General features: G+C 71.8%; 18 protein-coding genes and 1 riboswitch. Of the genes, 8 read left to right on the top strand and 10 right to left on the bottom strand.

All coding sequences use genetic code 11. The annotated features are described in order from the left end of the window. Window positions 1-19: 19 nt before the first annotated feature. The 7 genes from NBW76_RS03475 to NBW76_RS03445 form a co-directional block, all read right to left on the bottom strand. Window positions 20-826, bottom strand: a complete 807-nt coding sequence (locus NBW76_RS03475) for an ECF transporter S component (protein WP_056556471.1) — start codon at window positions 824-826, stop codon at window positions 20-22. Between the two features lie 139 nt (window positions 827-965). Next, window positions 966-2,579: an ABC transporter ATP-binding protein gene (locus tag NBW76_RS03470; protein WP_056557209.1), complete on the bottom strand. Its 1,614-nt coding sequence runs from the start codon at window positions 2,577-2,579 to the stop codon at window positions 966-968. Then, on the bottom strand, window positions 2,563-3,708 hold the full coding sequence (locus NBW76_RS03465; protein WP_056556474.1) for an energy-coupling factor transporter transmembrane protein EcfT: 1,146 nt from the start codon (window positions 3,706-3,708) through the stop codon (window positions 2,563-2,565). Before NBW76_RS03465 ends, NBW76_RS03470 begins: the two co-directional genes overlap by 17 nt. A gap of 22 nt (window positions 3,709-3,730) precedes the next feature. Next, entirely contained in the window at window positions 3,731-4,564 is an 834-nt protein-coding gene (locus tag NBW76_RS03460) for an LPXTG cell wall anchor domain-containing protein (RefSeq protein WP_056556476.1), read from the bottom strand. Next, a complete protein-coding gene (locus tag NBW76_RS03455) occupies window positions 4,561-6,144 on the bottom strand; it encodes a hypothetical protein (protein ID WP_056556480.1) in 1,584 nt (527 codons plus the stop codon). Before NBW76_RS03455 ends, NBW76_RS03460 begins: the two co-directional genes overlap by 4 nt. 85 nt (window positions 6,145-6,229) lie before the next feature. Continuing rightward, a riboswitch (cobalamin riboswitch) is annotated at window positions 6,230-6,299 on the bottom strand. A gap of 95 nt (window positions 6,300-6,394) precedes the next feature. Next, window positions 6,395-6,883: a ribonuclease E activity regulator RraA gene (gene rraA / locus NBW76_RS03450; protein WP_056556483.1), complete on the bottom strand. Its 489-nt coding sequence runs from the start codon at window positions 6,881-6,883 to the stop codon at window positions 6,395-6,397. Between the two features lie 86 nt (window positions 6,884-6,969). After that, window positions 6,970-7,122 carry a hypothetical protein gene (locus NBW76_RS03445; protein WP_156364881.1) on the bottom strand — a complete coding sequence of 51 codons (153 nt, stop codon included), beginning with the start codon at window positions 7,120-7,122 and terminating at the stop codon, window positions 6,970-6,972. Between the two features lie 96 nt (window positions 7,123-7,218). Here NBW76_RS03445 and NBW76_RS03440 point away from each other — a divergent pair, with 96 nt between their 5' ends. The 3 genes from NBW76_RS03440 (at window position 7,219) to NBW76_RS03430 (ending at window position 10,355) form a co-directional block, all read left to right on the top strand. Beyond that, window positions 7,219-7,914 (top strand): metal-dependent transcriptional regulator, encoded by a 696-nt coding sequence (locus tag NBW76_RS03440; RefSeq protein ID WP_056556486.1) that lies wholly within the window; start codon window positions 7,219-7,221, stop codon window positions 7,912-7,914. Between the two features lie 90 nt (window positions 7,915-8,004). After that, window positions 8,005-9,906: an acyl-CoA dehydrogenase gene (locus NBW76_RS03435; protein ID WP_056556489.1), complete on the top strand. Its 1,902-nt coding sequence runs from the start codon at window positions 8,005-8,007 to the stop codon at window positions 9,904-9,906. Beyond that, complete coding sequence (locus tag NBW76_RS03430; RefSeq protein ID WP_056556492.1) at window positions 9,903-10,355, top strand: hypothetical protein; 453 nt, start codon at window positions 9,903-9,905, stop codon at window positions 10,353-10,355. Before NBW76_RS03435 ends, NBW76_RS03430 begins: the two co-directional genes overlap by 4 nt. A 31-nt stretch (window positions 10,356-10,386) precedes the next feature. Here the strand turns inward: NBW76_RS03430 and NBW76_RS03425 are convergent, their stop codons facing one another. Together NBW76_RS03425 and NBW76_RS03420 are read right to left on the bottom strand one after the other, a co-directional pair. Further along, window positions 10,387-11,760: a GntP family permease gene (locus NBW76_RS03425; RefSeq protein WP_056556495.1), complete on the bottom strand. Its 1,374-nt coding sequence runs from the start codon at window positions 11,758-11,760 to the stop codon at window positions 10,387-10,389. Window positions 11,761-12,519: 759 nt separating this feature from the next. Continuing rightward, window positions 12,520-13,026 (bottom strand): MarR family winged helix-turn-helix transcriptional regulator, encoded by a 507-nt coding sequence (locus tag NBW76_RS03420; RefSeq protein ID WP_055963004.1) that lies wholly within the window; start codon window positions 13,024-13,026, stop codon window positions 12,520-12,522. A gap of 56 nt (window positions 13,027-13,082) precedes the next feature. Between NBW76_RS03420 and icmF the strand changes: the two genes are divergently transcribed. From icmF to NBW76_RS03395, 5 genes are all read left to right on the top strand, one after another. Next, a complete protein-coding gene (gene icmF / locus NBW76_RS03415; protein WP_056556498.1) occupies window positions 13,083-16,310 on the top strand; it encodes a fused isobutyryl-CoA mutase/GTPase IcmF in 3,228 nt (1,075 codons plus the stop codon). A 164-nt stretch (window positions 16,311-16,474) separates the two neighbouring features. Next, window positions 16,475-17,029: a hypothetical protein gene (locus tag NBW76_RS03410; protein WP_056556501.1), complete on the top strand. Its 555-nt coding sequence runs from the start codon at window positions 16,475-16,477 to the stop codon at window positions 17,027-17,029. A 110-nt stretch (window positions 17,030-17,139) separates the two neighbouring features. Next, the gene (locus NBW76_RS03405) at window positions 17,140-17,790 is read left to right on the top strand and encodes a hypothetical protein (protein ID WP_056556503.1); all 651 of its coding nucleotides are present in this window, start codon (window positions 17,140-17,142) and stop codon (window positions 17,788-17,790) included. 79 nt (window positions 17,791-17,869) lie between these two features. Further along, window positions 17,870-18,370, top strand: a complete 501-nt coding sequence (locus NBW76_RS03400) for a thioesterase family protein (protein ID WP_056556506.1) — start codon at window positions 17,870-17,872, stop codon at window positions 18,368-18,370. Continuing rightward, window positions 18,367-19,116 carry a helical backbone metal receptor gene (locus NBW76_RS03395; RefSeq protein ID WP_056556509.1) on the top strand — a complete coding sequence of 250 codons (750 nt, stop codon included), beginning with the start codon at window positions 18,367-18,369 and terminating at the stop codon, window positions 19,114-19,116. Before NBW76_RS03400 ends, NBW76_RS03395 begins: the two co-directional genes overlap by 4 nt. A 108-nt stretch (window positions 19,117-19,224) precedes the next feature. On the opposite strand, the gene NBW76_RS03390 is transcribed toward NBW76_RS03395, so the two are convergent. Further along, a complete protein-coding gene (locus NBW76_RS03390) occupies window positions 19,225-20,589 on the bottom strand; it encodes an NAD(P)/FAD-dependent oxidoreductase (RefSeq protein WP_055962987.1) in 1,365 nt (454 codons plus the stop codon). Between the last annotated feature and the right edge of the window lie 52 nt (window positions 20,590-20,641).

The following is a 20,641-nucleotide window of genomic DNA, read 5'->3' as shown; positions in this document are numbered from 1 at the left end:
CACAGACGACGAGCCCGCCTCAGGGCTGCGGGACCGGTTCGGCCGTGCGGCCGTACCGAGCACGCCGGGCAGCCCGGCGCAGGGTCACCAGCACGGCGGGTCCGAGCGTGGCCACGAGCAGCGCGTTGGTGACCGCGCGGCCGGTGTCCCAGCCCCAGGTCGACGTGACGAGGTTGAAGACCAGGAAGCGGTGCAGGTTCTCCAGGATCGGCGCACCCGGCACGAGCTGCAGCGTCTCGTCGGCCCCGGGGGCGGCGATGCCGAGCTGGAACGGCCACGACGACAGGTTCATCAGCATGCCGAACAGGTACGCCACGACCACGGCGTAGACCACGAGCATCGCGATCTCCGCCCGTCCCGTGACCCGCCGCGGCAGCAGACCCGCACCCAGTCCGATCCACGCGGCGCACATCATCTGGAACGGCAGCCACGGCCCCACGCCCGACGTGAGCAGGGCCGACGCGAACAACGAGGTGCAGCCCAGCACGAAGCCGAACCCGGGCCCGAACACCCGCCCGGCGAGGACGAGGACGAAGAACACCGTCTCGATGCCGGCCGTCCCGGCTCCCAGGGGTCTCAGTGCCGCGTTCACCGCCGTCAGCACGCCGAGCATCGCCAGCGCCTTGGCGTCCATGCCGCCCTCGGTGAACTCGGCCACCACCACCATGACGACGATCGGCAGGAGCGCCATGAACAGGAACGGCTGGTCGACCCGCTCCGCCCCCGCGGTCGGCTCGATGAACAACGGCCACAGGAACATGACCAGGCCCGCGAGCGACGCGACGCCGAGCACGAGCGCCGAGCGCAGTCCCAGCCGCGCCGTCATCGTCGGCCCCCGTCCTGGGCCGACGCGTGGCCGCACCCATCGGTGGATCCGCAACCGCAGCCGCGGCGCTGGGGTTGAGGATCCACCGATGCGGGGCCCCGTGCGGTCCTGAGGTTTAGGATCCACCGATGGGGGGAGGTCATGGGAGGGCTCCCTCGACGTCGGCGACGGTGAGCCAGTCCGACCCCAGGACCTTGGAGACCTGGGGGGCGAAGGCGGGCGACTCGGCCAGGACCTTGGACACGCCTCCGGCCGAGACCACCTCGCCCTCGGCGAGGACGACGACCGCGTCGGCCACCTGGGCGACGAACTCCACGTCGTGGGTCGACACCACGACGCCGCGACCCTCGGCCGCCTGGGCGTGCAGGATCGCCGCCAGCTGCGCCTTCGCGGCGTAGTCGAGGCCGCGCGTCGGCTCGTCGAGCAGCAGCACGCGGGGCGACGTCGTGAGCACGATGGCCAGCACGAGGGCGAGCCGCTGGCCCTCGGACAGGTCGCGAGGATGGTGGGCCCCGGCGATGCCCGGTGCGAGCCGGTCGAGCAGTCCGCGGCAGCGCCCCGGCTCGGCGTCCGCGTGGGTGTCGGCCGCCGCGCACTCGTCGTCGACGGTCTCGAGGTACAGCAGGTCCGATGCGGTCTGGGGCACGAGCCCCACCAGCGCACGGGCGGCCGCCGGCGACAGTCCGGCCGGGTCGAGCCCGTCCGCCCCGACGGCCACGGAGCCGCTCGCACGCTTCAGGCCGCCCTGCAGCGCCCACAGCAGCGACGACTTGCCCGACCCGTTCCGGCCCATGAGCGCGACCACCTGGCCGGGGTCGACCGTCAGGTCCACGCCGCTGACCGCGCGGTGCCGGCGGTAGTCGACCGAGATGTCGCGCGCCTGCAGCACCGGGGGCCCCGTCTGCTCCGACGGCGTCCTGGTCGGCGCGCCCGCGAGGCGAGGACGCAGGTCGCCGGCCCGACGCCGCGCGTCGCGGACGGTGAGCGGAAGCGGCTCCCACCCGACGAGCCTGCCCAGCTCCACCAGTGGCGGCGCGACGGGACTCTCGCGCAGCAGGTCGGCCGGCTCGCCGTCGCGCACCCGACCACCCTCGACCACGACGAGGCGGTCGGCGAAGGGGATCACCCGCTCCATCCGGTGCTCGGCCACCACCACCCCGAGCCCGACGTCGGCCACGAGCCGGGCGACCGTGGCCAGCACGTCCTCGGCAGCCGTGGGGTCGAGCGCCGACGTCGGCTCGTCGAGCACCAGCATCCTGGGGTGCATCGTGAGCACGGCGCCGATCGCGACCCGCTGCTGCTGGCCGCCCGACAGCGTGCGCAGCGCACGACGTCGGAGGTCGGCGATGCCCAGCAGGTCGAGCGTCTCCTCCACCCGACGCCGCATGGTCTGCGGGTCGAGCCCGAGCTGCTCCATGCCGTAGGCCAGCTCGTCCTCCACGACGTCGCTCACGAAGCCCGACAGCGGGTCCTGCGGGACGTACCCGACGAGGTGCGCCAGCTCGCGCGGTGGCGTGCCGACGATGGACGTGCCGTCCACGCGCACGTCGCCCTCGAGCAGGCCGCCGCTGAAGTGCGGGACGAGGCCGTTGAACAGGCCGAGCAGCGTCGACTTGCCCGACCCCGTGCGTCCGCACACCAGGTGCAGCTCGCCGTCGGGCAGCACCAGGCCGACGTCGCGCAGGGTCGGCTCCGCCGTCCCGGTCCCTGCGGCGTCGTCGTAGGAGAAGGTCACGTCACGCAGCTCGAGCACGGTCCACCTCCTCGGCGTCGCGCCCCGGGCCACCGGCACGGTCGGCACCGCCGGCGACGTCGGGCGCCGGAGGTGGGGTCAGGAAGGCCGGGAGCACACCCACCAGCAGCACGAGCACGAGCGGGACGCCGATGGTGGGCCACCGCTCGAGGTCGGGGACCACCACGTACGGGTCGAGGTCGAAGGCGCGGTCGACCCCGACGGCGACCACGACGCCGCACAGCGCCGTGAGGACCTCGGGCCGACGCCACCGGTCGGGCCGGTAGCGGGTGCGCTGCACGCGCCGGCCGGCCGACCACAGCGCAGCGGCGGCGAGCAGGACCCCGAGCACGAGCACCGGCCCGGCGAGCAGACGGGGCGCGGTTCCGTCGAGGTAGGCGTACGCGCCGACGCAGAGCGCGCCGAGCCCGGTGAGCATGAGCACCCCGGTCAGGAGCCGCTCCCGCGGGGTCGCCGTGCCCGACCGCCCGTAGCCGCGCGCGTCCATCCCGGCCGCCAGGGTCATCGACCGCTCCAGGGCGTCCTCCAGCACCGGCACGACCACGCGCCGGAGCCGGCCGACTCCCTTGCCGGCGTCGCCCCGCAGTCGACGCGCACGGTTGACCCGCTGCACGCTCTCGGCGAGCTGCGGGAAGACCGACAGGGCCACGACCACGGCGGTGCCGACCTCGTAGAACGCGGGGGGCACGGCGGCGAGGAGGCGACGAGGGTTCGCCAGGGAGTTCGCGGCTCCCACGCACAGGATGATCACGGCCAGCCGCATGCCGTCGTAGAGCGCACCGAGCAGCGCCGTCGACGTCACGTCGCCCAGGAGCTGGATGCCGCGGGCCGCGTCGGGCAGCGGGATCTCGGGCAGGTGCAGCACGATCGTGTCGCCCTCCAGCGCACCTCCGCCGAACAGGATCCGGTACACGACCCTCAGCACCACGACGAACAGCGCGAAGTACACGTAGAACCGGAACGACATCGCCCACGGCGCCTCGCTGCGACGGGCCATCACCACCAGGACCACCACCGCCGCGATCAACGCGAGCACCAGCGGGTTGAGGGTGAACGACGCCGCCGCGGCGAGACCGAGCGCCCAGAGCCACCAGGCTCCGGGATGCAGGTCACGAGCGGGAGCGGTCATCGCCGTTCCGCGGCAGGGCAGGTCAGGGCGCGCTTCCCCTCCGCCGCCACGCGACGATCCCGGCGGCACCGAGCAGCACCAGCACGGCCGCGACACCGACCAGCGTCGGCCACGGCGACCCGGCGTCGGCCGACGTCGCGCGGGTCTCGTCGTCGGACGTCGTGCCGTCGTCGCCGGCTCCGTCGGAGGGGCTGGCGGCGCCCGCCTCGCCCCCCTGCCCCGACTTCAGCCCAGCCTTCTGCTCAGCCTTCTTCTCTTCCTGGGCCTTCTGCTCGGCCTTCGCCTTGGCGCTGGCCGAGGCCTCCGCGGACGGGACCGCCGACGTCGGCGCAGCCGTGGGCGCCTTCTGCGTGGGCCGGCTCGACGGCTTCGGAGCCGGGGCCGCGGCCGCCTTGCCCACCGGGGAGACCCCGGGCTGGGCCTTGCCGCTCTGGCCCTGCCAGCTCCAGGCGACCCAGCCGCCCTTCGGCACGGAGACGCCGCCGACGCCGGCCGTCGCGTAGCTCCAGCTGCCGTTGCCGCTGGAGACCCAGAGCGACCAGTAGGCGTCGGACGGCGAGGCCTGCACGCACCCGGCGTTGGCCGGCTTCGCGTTGACCTGGCAGACGAAGCCCTGCTGCCGGGCGGCGTAGCGGAGGGAGACGCCTGCGGCGTCGAACGCGGAGGTGGCCTTGCGACCACCGCCGGGGACGCACGTCGTGGAGGCACCCCCACCCAGCTGGTGGTAGTCGACGACCACGGTCACGCCGTCACCCTTGGCGCAGGCCGCAGCCTGCGCGGGTGCGGCGAGGACGACCGCACCGGTCGCCGTCCCGAGGAGGACGGCGACCAGCGCGGCGAGGAGTCGCCTGGTCACTTGACGACGGTGAACGACGCGATGCCCTGGCGCGTGTTCACGATGCCGCGGACGTAGACGTTCTTCTTGCCGGTCGACGAGCCGACGCCGAACGTGTAGTCGATGGTGCCGTCGGTCCGGGCGTTGGCGGTCTTGATGTACGTCCCGCCGTAGCCGATGCGCACGGGCTCGCTCGGGGCGAGGCCGCGGGCGGACACGCGGATCCTGCCGTTGCGCTTGACCGTCTTGACGTTCGTCGTCGCGACGAACCGCTTGGTCGTCGTGAGGACCCGCAGCGAGGCCTCGCCCTGGCGGGCGTCGCGCTCGCCGTAGACGTACACGGGGCGCACGCCCGGCGACGGGGCCGTGGCCGAGATGGTGGCGACACCGCTGGCGTTCGCCTTGCCGGCCTTGGCGATCGAGCCGTCGACCGAGTAGACGCAGTAGCGCTCACCGGGGGCCAGGCCCGACGCCGTCAGGGCGACCGGTGCGCCGGCGGCGACGTAGCCGCTGGGCGCGGTGACGGTGAACGTCGCCTTGGGCCGCGGGCTCGGGTCGTCGTAGGACTGCAGCGCGGTGATCGCCGGAGCGGTGGCGCGACGCCACTGGTCCACGGTCTCGACCTCGATGCCGTCGTCCTCGGCCGTCGCGATGGCGGCGTCGTCGTAGCCGACGGCGCCGAACTGGCCGTCGAGCTCCGTGCCGCAGGCGCTGTAGGCCGTGACCTGGCGCTCGGCGATCCAGGCTGCAGCCTTCGCGGCGCGGTCGGCGTCGCCGAGCTTCTCGAGCGCCACGGCGGCGACCGCGGTGCTGTTGGTGTTGGCGGTCTCGGTGCCGGGTCCGCCGGCGAAGGCGCCGGTGCTCGCGTCCTGCTGGCCGCTCAGCCACGCCTCGGCCTCGTCGAGCGCCGTGTCCACGGCCTGGGTGCCGCGCTGAGGGAGCAGCGCGTCGACCGCGATCGCCGTCGAGTCGGTCTGGGCGTCGTCGCCCGAGCAGGACGTGTCGGTGGCGGTGAAGTCCAGGCGGAACCCGCCGTCGGCGCACTGCTGCTGCAGCAGGAAGGCCGTGGCCGAAGCCGCCTCGCCGGACTCGGCGGCGTGGAGGCCCTTGACGGCGAAGGCCTGGCCGAACACGTTCGCGAAGTTGCCGAAGGCCGACTCGTCGGCCAGGCGACCCGTGCCGTCGACACGGGCCTCGGTGGCCGCCACCAGGTCGGTGCCGCCGAAGTCGGCGGTGTTGCGGTCGGCGGCCTGCACGGCCACGAGCGCCTTGGCCGTGGAGCCGGCGTAGCTCTCCCCGCCGGTGCCGATGTAGCTGCCGAGGTCGTCGGCGAGGGCGTCGGCGATGTCGGCGACCTTCGCGTTGTACCCGCCGACGGCGTCGAGGGCGAGGAGGGTGTCGAGGGTCAGGCCCCAGTCGACGAAGTCGAACTGCTCGTTGTAGAGCACGCCGTCGACGACCTGGCCCGACAGCCAGTCGGCCGCGTTGACCGTCTGCGGGGTGCGCGACGTGTCGGCCTGGGCGGCCGGGACGGCGAGGAGGCCGGCACCGAGGGCGGTGGCGGCGGTCGCGACGAGGCCGCGACGCAGGGACTTCTTCATGGGGTCCTCACCCGCTGCAAAGGCATGAGGATCCCGAGGGGACCCGCTGCGACCACGACAGCGTGATTGGTCAGGCGCCCGATGCGGCGTTCCGGCTCCCCTCGCGGAGCGAGGGCTACGGTTGCGGGTCAGCGCCGGATTCGGACCGGCTTCCCCGCATTCGGGCACGTGGAGTTGTGTGTCGAGTGACAGGCGGACCGTATCACTCGCACCAGCCCTGCGTCCCGGCGTCGCAGGTGCGACGAGGGTCTCAGACGAGGGGCTCGTCGGCCACGACCACGCCGTTGGCGTCGGCGTAGACCCACTGGCCGGACCGGATCGTCGCACCGCCGAAGGTCACCGCGACGCCCACGTCGCCGAGGCCGCGCTTCTCGGTCCGGACGGGGCACGGGGCGATCGCCTGGACACCCAGGTCGAGGTCCCGCAGGATCTCGACGTCGCGCACGGCGCCGTGGATGACCAGCCCGGACCACCCGTTCTCGACGAAGCGGGCGGCGATCACGTCGCCGAGGAGGGCGCGGCGCAGCGATCCCCCGCCGTCGACGACCAGCACGCGGCCGTCGCCCGGCTCGTCCGCGAGTCGCTTGACGTGCGAGTTGTCCTCGAAGCAGGCCACGGTCTCCACAGCTCCGCTGAACGCCTCACGGCCACCGAAGCCACGCAGCAGACCCGGCTGGACGACCACCAGCCGATCCGGGTGGTGGGTGTCGCAGAGGTCGGGCGTGGTCCAGCTGGTCATGGGTCCTCCATCGGTCGACTCAGCAGGACGCTACGCGTGCGCCGCGGCCGACGCCCGGCCACGACGTACTCAACGCACTCAACGCCTCAGGAGACGGCGGAACCGATCGCCAGGAACGCGACGAAGGCAGCCACGAAGAGCACCGTGCGCAGCAGGCCGGTGCGCAGCAGACGCGACTCGGCGGCCGTGAGCCGGCGCGGTGCCGGACGGCTGGAGCCGGAGTGCGCGATGTTCGCCATGCCTCAGACACTACCAGGCACGGGGCAACATGGAAGTTCGGTCAACCGAACTTCCATGGCGCCCGTCCTGCGGCTGTCCGCCGATACCCTGGACGTGTGCCTGACACCCCCTCCGCCTCGACCCAGGCCCCCTTGGCGCTGTCCTCCTCGATGCAGGACTACCTCAAGGTCATCTGGACGAGCCAGGAGTGGGACGACACCCCCATCTCCTCCAAGGCGCTGGCCGACCGCTTCGGCGTGACGCCCTCGACGGTCTCCGAGTCACTCAAGAAGCTCGCCGCCCAGGGGCTCGTCGACCACCGGCGCTACGGGGCGGTCACCCTCACGGCGTCGGGTCGGACGGCCGCGCTCGCGATGGTCCGTCGCCACCGGCTCGTCGAGACGTTCCTCGTCGAGTACCTCGGCTACGCGTGGGACGAGGTGCACGACGAGGCCGAGGTGCTGGAGCACGCCGTGAGCGACGACTTCGTCGAACGGCTCGCGGAGCGGCTCGGCCACCCCGAGTTCGACCCCCACGGCGACCCCATCCCGACGGCCGACGGCCGACTGCCCGCGCTCGACGCACGCCGGCTGGTCGACGTCGAGGCACCCGCCGACCTCGTCGTGGTGCGCGTCTCCGACGACGACCCGGCCCTGCTGCGCCACCTCGTCGAGCTCGGGCTCGTCCTCGGGGTCCGTGTGCACCTGGTGGAGCGGCACGACTTCGCGGGCACCCTGGCCGTCCGGATCGACGGTCGCACGCTCGACGTCGGGCACGTGGCCGCGGCGGCGATCTTCGTCTCGCCCGCCTGAGACCCGCTGCACGGCACCACCCGGCGTCCTGGCCGACCGACCTCGCGCGGACCGCTGCGGCGGAAGCGACCCACGAGTAGCGTTTCGTCCATGAGCCTGTCCGAAGAAGTCCGCATCGCCCTCGACGGCAAGTGGCGCCACGTGCGCGAGCAGTCCCGCAGGGAGCTCGCCGAGATGGACCTGGCGTACGACCTCGACCTCGACATCGACGCCGCTCGCGAGCGGACGCTGCGCCAGCTCGAGGGCCTCGTCGACACCGGCGTCCCCGCAGCCGGCTTCCGCACCGAGCACGGCGGCGGCGGCGATCCGGGCATGGCCGTCACCGGCATCGAGATGCTCGCCCAGTTCGACCTCTCGCTCATGGTCAAGGCGGGCGTGCAGTGGGGACTGTTCGGCGGCGCGGTCGAGAACCTCGGCACCGAGCGCCACCGCGACCTCATCCCGCGGCTCATCTCGCTCGACCTCGTGGGCTGCTACGCCATGACCGAGATCGGCCACGGCAGCAACGTGCAGCACCTCGAGACCACGGCCACCTTCGACGCCGACACGCAGGAGTTCGTCGTCGACTCCCCCACGCCGTCGGCCACGAAGGACTACATCGGCAACGCCGCCGCCCACGCCACCGTCGCCGCGGTGTACGCCCAGCTGGTCACCCGGGGCGAGAACCACGGCGTGCACTGCTTCATCGTGCCGATCCGCGACGAGAAGGGGCAGACCTGCGACGGCGTCGAGATCGGCGACGACCGCCACAAGGGTGGTCTCGGTGGCGTCGACAACGGCCGTCTCTCCTTCCACCAGGTGCGCATCCCGCGCGAGAACCTGCTCAACAAGTACGGCGACGTGGCCGAGGACGGCACCTACTCCTCGCCCATCGAGGACGTGAACCGACGGTTCTTCACGATGCTCGGCACGCTCGTGCGCGGGCGGATCAGCGTCGGCGGGTCGGCGCTCGCCGCCGCCGAGGTGGCCCTCAGCATCGCCGGACGCTACGCCCTGGAGCGGCGCCAGTTCGGCCAGGACGGCGAGCCCGAGGTGCTGCTGGCGGACTACCGCGTGCACCAGCGCCGCCTGCTCCCGCTCATCGCCCGTTCGTACGCCTACCGGTTCGCCCAGAACCAGCAGGTCTCGCGCATGGACCGGCTGCAGCGCTCGACGGAGCCCGACCTGCAGGAGCAGCGCGAGCTCGAGGGCCGCGCCGCCGGCCTCAAGGCGATCATGACCTGGCACGCGTCGCGGGCGATCAACGAGTCGCGCGAGATGTGCGGCGGCGCCGGCTACCTCGCCGAGAACCGCCTCACGGTGCTGCGCGGCGACATCGACGTGTTCACCACCTTCGAGGGCGACAACCACGTGATGCTCCAGCTGCTCAGCAAGGAGCTGCTCACGTCGTACGCGAAGGAGGTCGGTGGGCTCGACGCGGTCGGCATGGTGCGGTTCGTGGCCGAGACCGTCGCCGAGACGGTCCGCGAGCGGACGGCCGCGAGCCAGCTCATCCAGCGGCTCATCGACGCCGCGCCCACCGGTGGCGACGCCCACGACCTGCTCGACCGCGGCACGCAGCTGAGCCTGTTCGAGGACCGTGAGCAGCACCTGATCGAGACCGCCGCACGACGGCTGCAGCGAGCCGCCAAGGCCGAGGGCGACGAGGCCTTCCGCATCTTCAACGAGGCGCAGGACCACCTGATCCGGTGCGGACGGGCGCACGTGGACCGGGTGGTGCTCGAGGCGTTCACCGCCGGCATCGCGCGCTGCGAGGACCCCGACGCCGCCGACCTGCTGCGCAAGGTCTGCACGTTGTACGCGCTGAGCGTCATCGAGGACGACCTCGCCTGGTTCATGGCTCACAACCGGATCTCCGACCAGCGCGCCAAGGCCGTGACCCAGCTGCTCAACGAGCAGCTCGCCGAGCTCCGCCCGCACCTGCTGACCCTCATCGAGGGCCTGGGCGTGCCGGAGGAGACGCTCGGCGCCGCGATGCTGCTCAAGCAGTGACCCCTCGACGCCTCGCCGGCGCCGTCGCCGCGACGGCCCTCCTCGTCACCGTGACGTCCGGATGCACCTCGCCGGACGTCGACGTCGAGGGCGTCGCGCGCTGGCAGGACCGCACCGACGACGCGTTCCGATCCGCCCTCGAGGCGGTCGGTCCACGGATCGCACTGTCACCGGACGACGAGCTGGCCGGCCTGGCGGACACGCAGCGGTGCGACCCCGACGACCTGAGCCGGGTCCGGCACCGGGTCGACGCGAGGCTCGAGCTCGCCGAGCCGGCACCCTCCGACCTGGCCGACCGGGTCCGGGACGCCGTCCCCGCCGAGTACGGGGTGGAGGTCGAGATCAGTCCCGACTCCGTGCTGCTCGGCGTGGTCAGTGGCTGCATCGACGTGCCGAAGATCCAGGGCGTCGACGTGTTCCTGGAGGGCCGCTACCGCGTCGACCCCTGACGCTCGGACCTGGGCGCTCGGCGGTGGGACGTCAGACCACGAAGGCGATCGCCAGCACCATCGGCAGGCTGACCAGTGACGCGATGCTGGTGACCACCGTCATCGACTTCAGGGCGCCCTGGGTGGTCAGGCCGAGCAACGACTTGAACATCCAGAAGAAGTTGGAGTTCACCGTCAGCGCGAACATCGCACCGGAGGCGATCGCGAGGCCGATGGCGATCGGTGCCACCTCGATGGAGGTGAGCACCGGGCCGATGATGCCCGCGGCGGTGATGGCGGCGACCGAGACCGAGCCGATGGCCAGGTGCAGGACGGCGGCGATGAACCAGGCGAGCAGGACGCTCGTGACGACGGCCGCGCCCTCGCTGGCCGAGAACAGCCCAGCGAGCGTGGCGTCGAGACCGGTGGCCTCGATGACGGCCCCGAGCGAGCCGCCGATGCCGGTGATCAGCAGGATCTCACCCGTCGTGTGGAACCCGGTCTTGAGCGCCTTGTCGGTCCGCTCGGTGCCCGCGGCCGCGCGGGCGAGGACGTAGGCACCGAGCAGTCCCACGAAGAGGGCGACGTTCGCGTTGCCGATGAAGGCGATGAACGCGTTGGAGAAGTCGAGCAGCTCCGCGAACGCACCGAAGGCGATCATTATGAGCGGCACGAGGATCGGCAGCAGCGACGTGAACAGCGGCACCTCGACGTCGTGGAGCGTGTCGCGCTCGCCCGGGCCGGTGCCGGCCGTGTTCTGCTCGACGCCGTCGTCGTAGTCGAGCGGGTCGTCCTTCGCCTCGTCGGCCTCGGGCTTCCACCAGCCGGCCCGCAGCATCAGCCCGAACAGGTAGGTGGTGATGACGGCGGTGAGCGGCCCCAGGACGATGCCGTAGAGCAACCACGTGCCGAGCGGGACGTCGAGGAGTCCCGCGATCGAGACCGCCGCGAGCCCGGGGATCACGAAGACGTAGCCGGCGAAGATGCCGGTGCCGATCGCGCCGGCGAGGTGCGCGAGCCCGCGCGGTCCGATGTGCGGGGCCGAGGAGCGCGCGATGGGCGCGGCGAGCACGACCTGGACGTCGACGTAGATGGACGGGAAGACGGTGGAGAGCGCTCCGGTGAGGGCATAGGGCAGACGCTTCGCGCCCACGACCTTGAGCAGCGCGTGCACGAGCTTGCGGAAGGTGCCGAGCGAGTGCAGCAACGCCCCGATGAGCACGCCGAAGCCGATGAGCAGACCCACCTCGGCCATGATCGAGCCGAAGCCCTCGGTGATCGCCGTGATCGTGTCCGCGAACCCGACCCCGGCGGCGAGGCCGAGGTAGAGCGAGGCGATCACCAGCGAGATCACCGGATCGACCTTCACCCAGATGATCAGCCCGACGACCAGCACGATGGCGATGGCTGTGTGGACGACCTCCACGTCGATCCCCCCTCGTTCGATGTGGGCCTCACCCTAGGCGACGTCGGCGTGGACGTCGGGCTGCGACTGCGTCGGCGCGCTGGTCTCGGCAGGTCCTCCCCCGACTGCGTTGCTTCAGCCGAGCGCTCGACTGCGGCTGCGCCACCTCGGCTGAGCGCTCGCCTGCGGCTGCGTCGCTGTGGCTCCGAGTCGGGGTGGGCTCCGAAAAGGGCCTCGACCGGAGCGGTGGGACTGGTCCCGGTTGGGTCTGCGGGGCGCGGCCACGATTCTTCATCTGTGCGGGATTCACGCACGATTCTTCCTTCGCGTGGACCGTGCCTCGCGAATGGAGAATCGTGGCGCCGACATGGCGCTCTGGAGGGCAGTGATTCTCCTTCTGCGTGGAACGGTCCGCGCAAGGGGAGAATCCCTGCCCACCCGGCGCAAGAGAGGCCCGCGGTGGACGCAGAATTCTGCCTTCGCGTGCAGAACCCCGAACGATGATGCGTTCACGACGGGATCCGACCACGAACGCAGCATCCTTCGACCCCTCACGCAGGAACGCAGAATCCTGCGTCCCCCGAGCCACGCTCCGAGAGCCCGACCCGAGCCCGGACCCATCCGCCGGTCGAGGCCCTTTCGGAGCGCAGGTCCACTCGCAGCCACAGCAACGCAGCAGCAAGGCCCGCCCCAGCCGGAGCAGCGCAGCCGCAGGTCGGCTCGCACCCGCGGCGACGCAGACGCAGGCCGCGGTTCAGCGCGCCGGGGCCGCCGGCGCGGTCACGTGAAGTCGACCTGCCGCAGCCCCCGCAGCAGCGTGTAGGCCGCCTGCTGGTCGTCGGCGTCGAGCTCGGCCACGCCGAACTGGACGTCCATGAGGGCCTCGGTGGCCGCCTCGACCACGCGCTCGCCCTCGGGCGTGAGGGCCGCGAAGGTGCGCCGCCGGTCGGCCGGATCGGGCTCGCGGACCACGAGTCCGTGCGTCTCGAGCCTGTCGATCGCGTTCGTGACCGACGTAGGATGCACCATGAGCCGTTCGCCGATCTTGCTGAGGGGCAGGCGCCCCTCCCGGCTGAACGAGATGAGCCGAAGCACCTCGAACCGGGCGAACGTGATGCCGTGGGGCTTCAGCGCCGCGTCGAGCCGGCCGATCACCAGCTGCTGCACCCGCATGATCGACGTCGCGAGCCGCATGGCCGTGGCGTCGCCGATGCGCTCCTCCCACAGCTCCCCGGCCCGTTCCAGCGGGTCGAACGCGAGCCGCGGCGTGGGGGGCACGGAGGTCATGGGGTCAGTCTACCCAGGGTGGACGATTAGTTGGATGTCCGACTATTGTGGTTCCTATGGCTGATCTCCACGTCCCGTCGAACCCGGTCCGACTCGTCACCGCGTCGGCGCTCTTCGACGGCCACGACGCCTCGATCAACATCATGCGGCGCATCTTCCAGAGCCAGGGGGCCGAGGTGATCCACCTCGGGCACAACCGCTCGGTCAAGGAGGTCGTCGATGCCGCCATCGAGGAGGACGTGCAGGGCGTCGCGGTCTCGTCGTACCAGGGCGGGCACGTCGAGTACTTCGAGTACCTGGTCGAGTCGCTGCGCGAGCAGGGCGCCGGCCACGTCCGCGTGGTCGGTGGTGGCGGCGGCGTCATCGTGCCCGAGGAGATCGCCCGGCTCCGCGAGTCCGGCGTCACGATCTTCTCCCCCGAGGACGGGCAGCGCCTCGGGCTCGTGGGCATGATCAACTCCGTCGTCCGCGACTGCGACGTCGACCTGACCACCCTCGGCGACTTCGACGTCGACGCGGTGCTGGCCGGCGACCGCTCCGCCGTCGCCCGGGCCATCACGCTCGCCGAGACCGGCCGACTCGCCGACGCCGACCGCCAGCGCCTGCAGGACGCCGCGGCCGCGCACCCCTCCCCCGTCCTCGGCATCACCGGCACCGGCGGGTCGGGCAAGTCCTCGCTCACCGACGAGCTCGTGCGGCGCTTCCGCGTCGACCAGCAGGACAAGCTGCGCGTGGCGGTCCTCGCCGTCGACCCCACCCGCCGTCGCGGCGGCGGGGCCCTGCTCGGCGACCGCATCCGGATGAACTCCCTCGACGGGGAGCGGGCGTACTTCCGGTCGCTGGCCACCCGCGGCTCCCACGAGCTGCCCGACTGCCTCGACGACGTCGTCGCCGTGCTCAAGGCCGCCGCGTTCGACCTCGTGGTCGTCGAGACCCCGGGCATCGGCCAGGGCGACGCCGCGATCGTGCCGCACGTCGACACCTCGATGTACGTCATGACGCCGGAGTTCGGCGCCGCGTCGCAGCTGGAGAAGATCGACATGCTCGACTTCGCCGACGTCGTGGCGATCAACAAGTTCGAGCGCCGCGGGGCCAAGGACGCCTACCGCGACGTCGGCCGCCAGCTGGTCCGCAACCGCGAGGCCTTCGGCAGGAAGCCCGAGGACATGCCGATCTTCGGCACGTCGGCCGCCACCTTCAACGACGACGGCGTGACCGCGCTGTACCAGCACCTGCGCGACGCCCTGGGCGAGCGCGGTCTGCCCGTCGCCGAGGGCGTGCTGCCGCCCGTGGCCGTGCGGTACTCGAGCGGGATCCAGGCCGTCGTGCCCGCCGACCGCGTGCGCTACCTGTCCGAGATCACCGAGACGGTGCGCGGCTACCACGCCGAGACCGAGCGCCTGGCCGACGCCGCCGACCGGGCCCAGCGCCTCGAGACCACCGCGAGCGAGCTCGCCGAGGCCGACCTGGACGCCTCGAGCGTCACCGAGCTGCTCGAGACCGCCCGCAAGGCCGTCCCGCACGACGTCGCCGACCAGATCGAGCAGTGGCCGGCCGTCGTCGAGGCCTACTCCGGCGACGAGCAGGTCGTGAAGGTCCGCGACAAGGAGATCGTCACCCAGCTCACGCGGGAGTCGCTCTCGGGCACCAAGGTCCCGCGCGTCTCCCTGCCCCGCTTCACCGGCCACGGCGACCTCGTGCGCTTCTGGCGGCGCGAGAACCTGCCCGGCCACTTCCCGTACACCGCGGGCGTCTTCTCGTTCAAGCGCGACGGCGAGGACCCGGCCCGCATGTTCGCCGGCGAGGGCGACCCCTTCCGCACCAACCGTCGCTTCAAGCTGCTGAGCGAGGACGGCGACGCCACCCGCCTGTCCACCGCCTTCGACTCGGTCACGCTGTACGGCCGCGACCCCGACCCGCGCCCCGACGTCTACGGCAAGGTCGGCACGTCGGGCGTCTCCGTGGCGACGCTCGACGACATGGAGGCGCTCTACGACGGCTTCGACCTCGTCTCGCCGTCCACGTCGGTCTCGATGACCATCAACGGTCCTGCACCCACGGTGCTGGCCTTCTTCCTCAACACCGTCGTCGACCAGCAGGTCGCCCGCTTCCGGGAGAAGGAGGGCCGCGCGCCCACCGAGGCCGAGCAAGCCGAGCTGCGCTCGTACGCCCTCAAGAACGTCCGCGGCACCGTGCAGGCCGACATCCTCAAGGAGGACCAGGGCCAGAACACCTGCCTGTTCTCCACCGAGTTCAGCCTGCGGATGATGGGCGACATCCAGCAGTTCTTCATCGACGAGGGGGTGCGGAACTTCTACTCCGTCTCCATCTCCGGGTACCACATCGCCGAGGCCGGGGCGAACCCCATCAGCCAGCTCGCCTTCACCCTCGCCAACGGGTTCACGTACGTCGAGTCGTACCTGGCGCGCGGCATGGACATCGACGACTTCGCGCCCAACCTGTCGTTCTTCTTCTCCAACGGCATGGACCCGGAGTACTCGGTGCTCGGCCGGGTGGCGCGACGCATCTGGGCCGTCGCGATGAAGGAGAAGTACGGCGCGAACGACCGCAGCCAGAAGCTGAAGTACCACGTGCAGACGTCTGGTCGGTCCCTCCACGCGCAGGAGATGGACTTCAACGACATCCGCACCACGCTGCAGGCGCTCATCGCGATCTACGACAACGCCAACAGCCTGCACACCAACGCCTACGACGAGGCCGTCACGACGCCGAGCGCGGAGTCCGTGCGCCGCGCGCTCGCGATCCAGCTCATCATCAACCGCGAGTGGGGCCTGGCGATGAACGAGAACCCGCTCCAGGGCTCCTTCATCATCGACGAGCTGACCGACCTCGTCGAGAACGCCGTGCTGGCCGAGTTCGACGCCATCAACGAGCGCGGCGGCGTGCTGGGAGCCATGGAGACGGGCTACCAGCGCGGTCGCATCCAGGACGAGTCGATGCTCTACGAGCACCGCAAGCACGACGGCTCCCTGCCGATCATCGGCGTCAACACGTTCCGTCGCCCGGAGTCGGAGGTCGAGGCTCCGACGGTCGAGCTGGCCCGCGCCACGGAGGCCGAGAAGCAGTCGCAGCTCGACCGCGTGCACGCCTTCCAGGAGACGCACCGCTCCGAGGCCGAGGCAGCGATCGCCCGCCTCAAGAAGGCTGCGGTCGAGGGCGACAACGTGTTCGCCGTGCTCATGGACGCCGCCCGCGTCTGCTCCCTCCAGCAGGTCACCGAGGCGTTCTTCGAGGTCGGTGGACAGTACCGGCGCAACGTCTGAGCAGGGTCTCGAGCGCCACCGCCACGAACCCACGGAACGGCGCTCGAGCCCCTCCTGCGCGCCCCTCCCGACGCGCGCCCGTGCGCCATCTGCGCTACCAAGGAGGGGTAGGACGTGGCCCCCCAGCACCCGACGGTGCGGCCGCGGACTCGGAGGGAATCGAGATGGACACCTGGATCTGGATCGTCGTCGCCGTCGTGGTGGCACTGCTGCTGCTCGCCGTGGTGGTGTCGGTCGCCCGCAAGAGCGCCGAGGCCAAGCGCCGCCACCGGCTCGAGCAGGAGCAGCGGGACCGGCAGAAGGCCGGCACGCTCCGCGACGAGGCGCGTGAGGCCGCCGTGGCCGCGCAGCACACCGAGGCCGGCGCCGCCGTGGCGCGGGCCGACGCCGACGAGGCACGCCTGGAGGCCGAGCGCCTGGAGCGCCACGCCGTCGACCTGGAGAACGAGGCCACCGAGGTGCAGGGCGCCGCCGACGACCGGCTCGCCGAGGCCGATCGCCTGGACCCCGACGTGCCCGAAGCCGGGCGGGACCACCGAGCGACCGACCAGAGCCCGGTCGACGAGGCGCCCCTCACCCCGAGCACCGAGGCGCCGGCCGACCCGACGACGCACGGCTCCCACGTCGCGGACGACCACGGCGTGACCGATCGACCCGCCGTCGACCCGGACCCGTTCGAGACGCCGGGCGAGCACCGCACTCCCCCGCCCAGGTCCTGATCATCGGGACGGCGGCGGCGCGCTCATCGAGTCGCGCCGCCCCGGGACCCGGTCTACGTTCGTGACCACGCCTTCGGTCGTCGACCTGGCCCCATGACAAGGAGCTCGCCATGAGCACGCACGACCACCAGCCCGCCGCCTCCGAGCCGAGGCACGCCGACACGACCGCGGACGGCGACCGCGCCACCCCGGTCGTCGACCGCAAGGAGGTCGTCGAGCGGCAGAAGGAGCGCTTCGGCGGGGTCAAGATCGTCTGCGCGTTCTTCGGCTGGGTCACCGCCACCGGCATGACCGTGCTGCTCACCGCCCTCGTCGCCGCGGCCGGCGCCGGAGTCGGCCTGGTGTCGGGCGCCGACGTCACCGACGCCGCCGCCGACCAGGGACTCTCGGCCGAGGAGATCGGCTGGGCCGGCGTCGCGCTGGTCCTCGTGGCCGTCCTCGTGTCCTACTACAGCGGCGGCTACGTGGCCGGCCGCATGGCGCGCTTCGACGGCATCCGACAGGGCATCGCGGTCTTCGCGTGGGCCGTCGTCGCCGCGATCGTCGTCGCGGTCCTCGGAGCCGTGGCCGGGACCCGCTACGACGTCCTCGACCAGCTCAACGCCTTCCCGCGCATCCCGAGCGACCTGTCCGACCTGAGCCTCGCCGCCGTCGTGCTCCTCGTCGGCGTGGTCGCGGCCGCCCTCGTCGGCGCCATGCTCGGTGGACTGGCCGGCATGCACTTCCACCGCAAGGTCGACCGCGAGGGCCTCGGCCGCTGAGCCGGACCGACCCCGGGTGCCGCGACCGACGTTGCGGCCCCGGGGTTCGTCGCGCCCGGCGCCCGATACGGTCGGTCAGGTGACGACGCACCCCACCTACGCCCAGGTCGCAGCCCTCCCGACGGTGCACGAGCACGTGGTGGGGCCGGAGCACCTCGACGAGAACCGCCACATGAACATCGGCCACTACTTCACGTTCGGCGGGCACGCGCTCTGGGCCCGCCACCAGGACGAGCTGGGCATGCCGGACACCTACATCACCGAGCGGGGCCTCACCACGTTCACCGCGGAGCAGCACCTGCGCTACCTCGGCGAGTCCCTCGAGGGCGACCGGATCGGCGTGAGCGTGGTCATCGTCGACCGCAGCGACAAGGTGCTGCACGCCGCGGCGTTGATGACCAACCACACCCGGCAGGAGCTGTCCTGCGTGATGGAGGCGGTCTCGGTCCACGTCGACTTCGCGACCCGTCGACCGACGCCCTTCCCCGACGACATCGCCGCCCTGCTCGACGCAGCGATCGCCACCGACCGCACCGACTGGGCGCTCCCCCTCAGCGGAGGGCTCGGCATCCGCCGATGAGGGACGACCTCGGCCACGACGTCGACGTGCCCCGCGAGGCGCGCCGCGTGGTGAGCCTCGTGCCGTCCGTCACCGAAGGTCTGGCCGCTGCCCGCCCCGAGGCGCTCGTGGGCGCCACCGACTGGTGCACCCACCCCACCGACCTCGACGTCACGCGTGTGCGAGGCACCAAGAACCCCGACCGCGCCGCGATCGAACGGCTGCGACCGGACCTGGTGGTGGCGAACCAGGAGGAGAACCGCGAGCTCGACGTCCGACGTCTGCGTGAGGCCGGCGTGCCCGTGTGGGTCACCCGGATCGAGACCGTCGACGAGGCGCTCGGGTCGCTGCGACGTCTGTTCGACGACGCGCTCGGGTGGGGTGTGCCCGACTGGCTCGGCGCGGCGTCGGCTGCGTGGGAGGCGCCGGCCCCGGCGACGCGCGGCACCGTGGTGGTACCGATCTGGCGCGACCCGTGGATGGTCGTCGGCCCCCGCACCTTCACCGCCGACCTGCTGCGTCGGCTCGGGTGGACGGTGTCGGTCGGCGCGGCGCCGGACCCGACCTCGCGGTACCCGCACGTCGAGCTGGCCGACGTCGACAGCCCGGACGTCGACCTGGTGCTGCTGCCCGACGAGCCCTACGTGTTCGGACCCGACGACGGTCCCGAGGCGTTCACGTCGGCGCCGACGCGGCTCGTGTCGGGCCGGCTGCTCACCTGGTACGGACCGTCGCTGGTCGAGGCGCGGACCGCCCTCGACCTCTGAGTCACGGAAATCTCACGCCTGCACGGGTTGCTACCCGAGCAGGCGTGAGAATCCCATGCGCCGTGGAAGTTTCCCAGGTCGACCTGGGAATCTGCGAGACGGGGCGGGTCAGGACTGGCGCTGCGACGCGGCCTTGCGCTCGAGCACGCGGCGCTCGGCCTTCTGCTTCTCCAGGGGGGTGATCTCGAGCTTGTGCTTGGACACGACGTACGGCGTCTCGCCGACGATCGCGTTGTGGCTGCCCGAGAACAGGTACTTGCTGGACAGGTTGATCAAGGTGGCGAACCGGTTGCGGTTGCCCAGCAGGGTCGCGATGTGCAGGGCCACCCAGATGATCCAGGCCGGGAAGCCCGTGAGCTTGGGCATGTAGGTGATCTCCGCGACGGCCGACGACTTGCCGATCGTGGCCATGGTGCCCTTGTCGGAGTACTTGAACGGCTTCACCCGGTCGGCCTTGCCCTTGAGCTCGGCCTTGATCAGCTTGGCCACGTGCTTGCCGCCCTGGATCGCGGGCTGCGCGAGCTGCGGGAGCGGGTCGGGGCCGATCGCGATGTCACCGATGGCGAACGTGTCGGCGCGATCCTTGACGCGCAGGTGCTCGTCGACCTCGATCCGGCCGCCGCGGCCCTGCGGCACGTCCCAGTCGAGCACCGTCGGGTGCGCAGTGACGCCCGTGGCCCACACGACGATGCCCGCCGAGAGGAACTCGCTGTGGCCGTCCGTCTCGACGACCACACCGTCCTCGCGGACCTCCTTGACGGCCGTGTTCAGCCGCAGGTCGACGTCACGCTTGAGCAGCGACTTCTCGGCGTAGGCACGGAGCTTCTCGTCGAACGGGCCCAGGACGTTCGGGGCCATCTCGAGCAGCGTGACGTGGATCCGCGCGCGGTCCAGCTCGGGGTAGGTGGTCGGCATGTCGTTGTTGCGGAACTCCGCGAACGCACCGGCGGTCTCGACGCCCGTGGCACCGCCGCCCACGACGATGATGCGCAGGTCCTCGTCCTGGCCGTTGATCGCGAACTCCTCGAGGTTCTCGAACAACCGGTCGCGCACCTGCAGCGCCTGCGAGCGCTTGTAGAGCGGGAGCGAGAACTCCTCCGCACCGGGGGTGCCGAAGAAGTTGGTGGTGACGCCGTTGGCGAGCACCAGGTAGTCGTACGTCACCGAGACCTCGCCGTGCAGGCTCAGCACCTTGGCCTGGTGGTCGATGTTCGTGACGATGCCCTTCACGAAGCGCACGTTCTTCTGGTCGGCGCGCACCGCACGCAGGAACCAGGTGATGTCGCCGGGGTTCAGCGACGCGGTCGCGACCTGGTACAGCAGCGGCTGGAAGGTGTTGTACGTGTGCCGGTCGATGAGGGTGATGTCGACGTCGGCGCGCTTGAGCTTGCGGACGAGCGACAGGCCTCCGAATCCGCCTCCGACCACGACGACGTGGGGGCGCTTGCGGGCGGGAACGACGTTGCTGCTCATGCCTCAGACTCTACTCGCGCCGCTCCGGGGGCCGCCTCCCGACGAGGGGGTC

The sequence above is a fragment of the Aeromicrobium sp. Leaf245 genome (assembly GCF_942548115.1).
Classification (GTDB): Bacteria; Actinomycetota; Actinomycetes; order Propionibacteriales; family Nocardioidaceae; genus Aeromicrobium.
The sequence above is the reverse complement of the archived record's forward strand: the minus strand, read 5'-3'. Positions and strand labels throughout refer to the sequence as shown.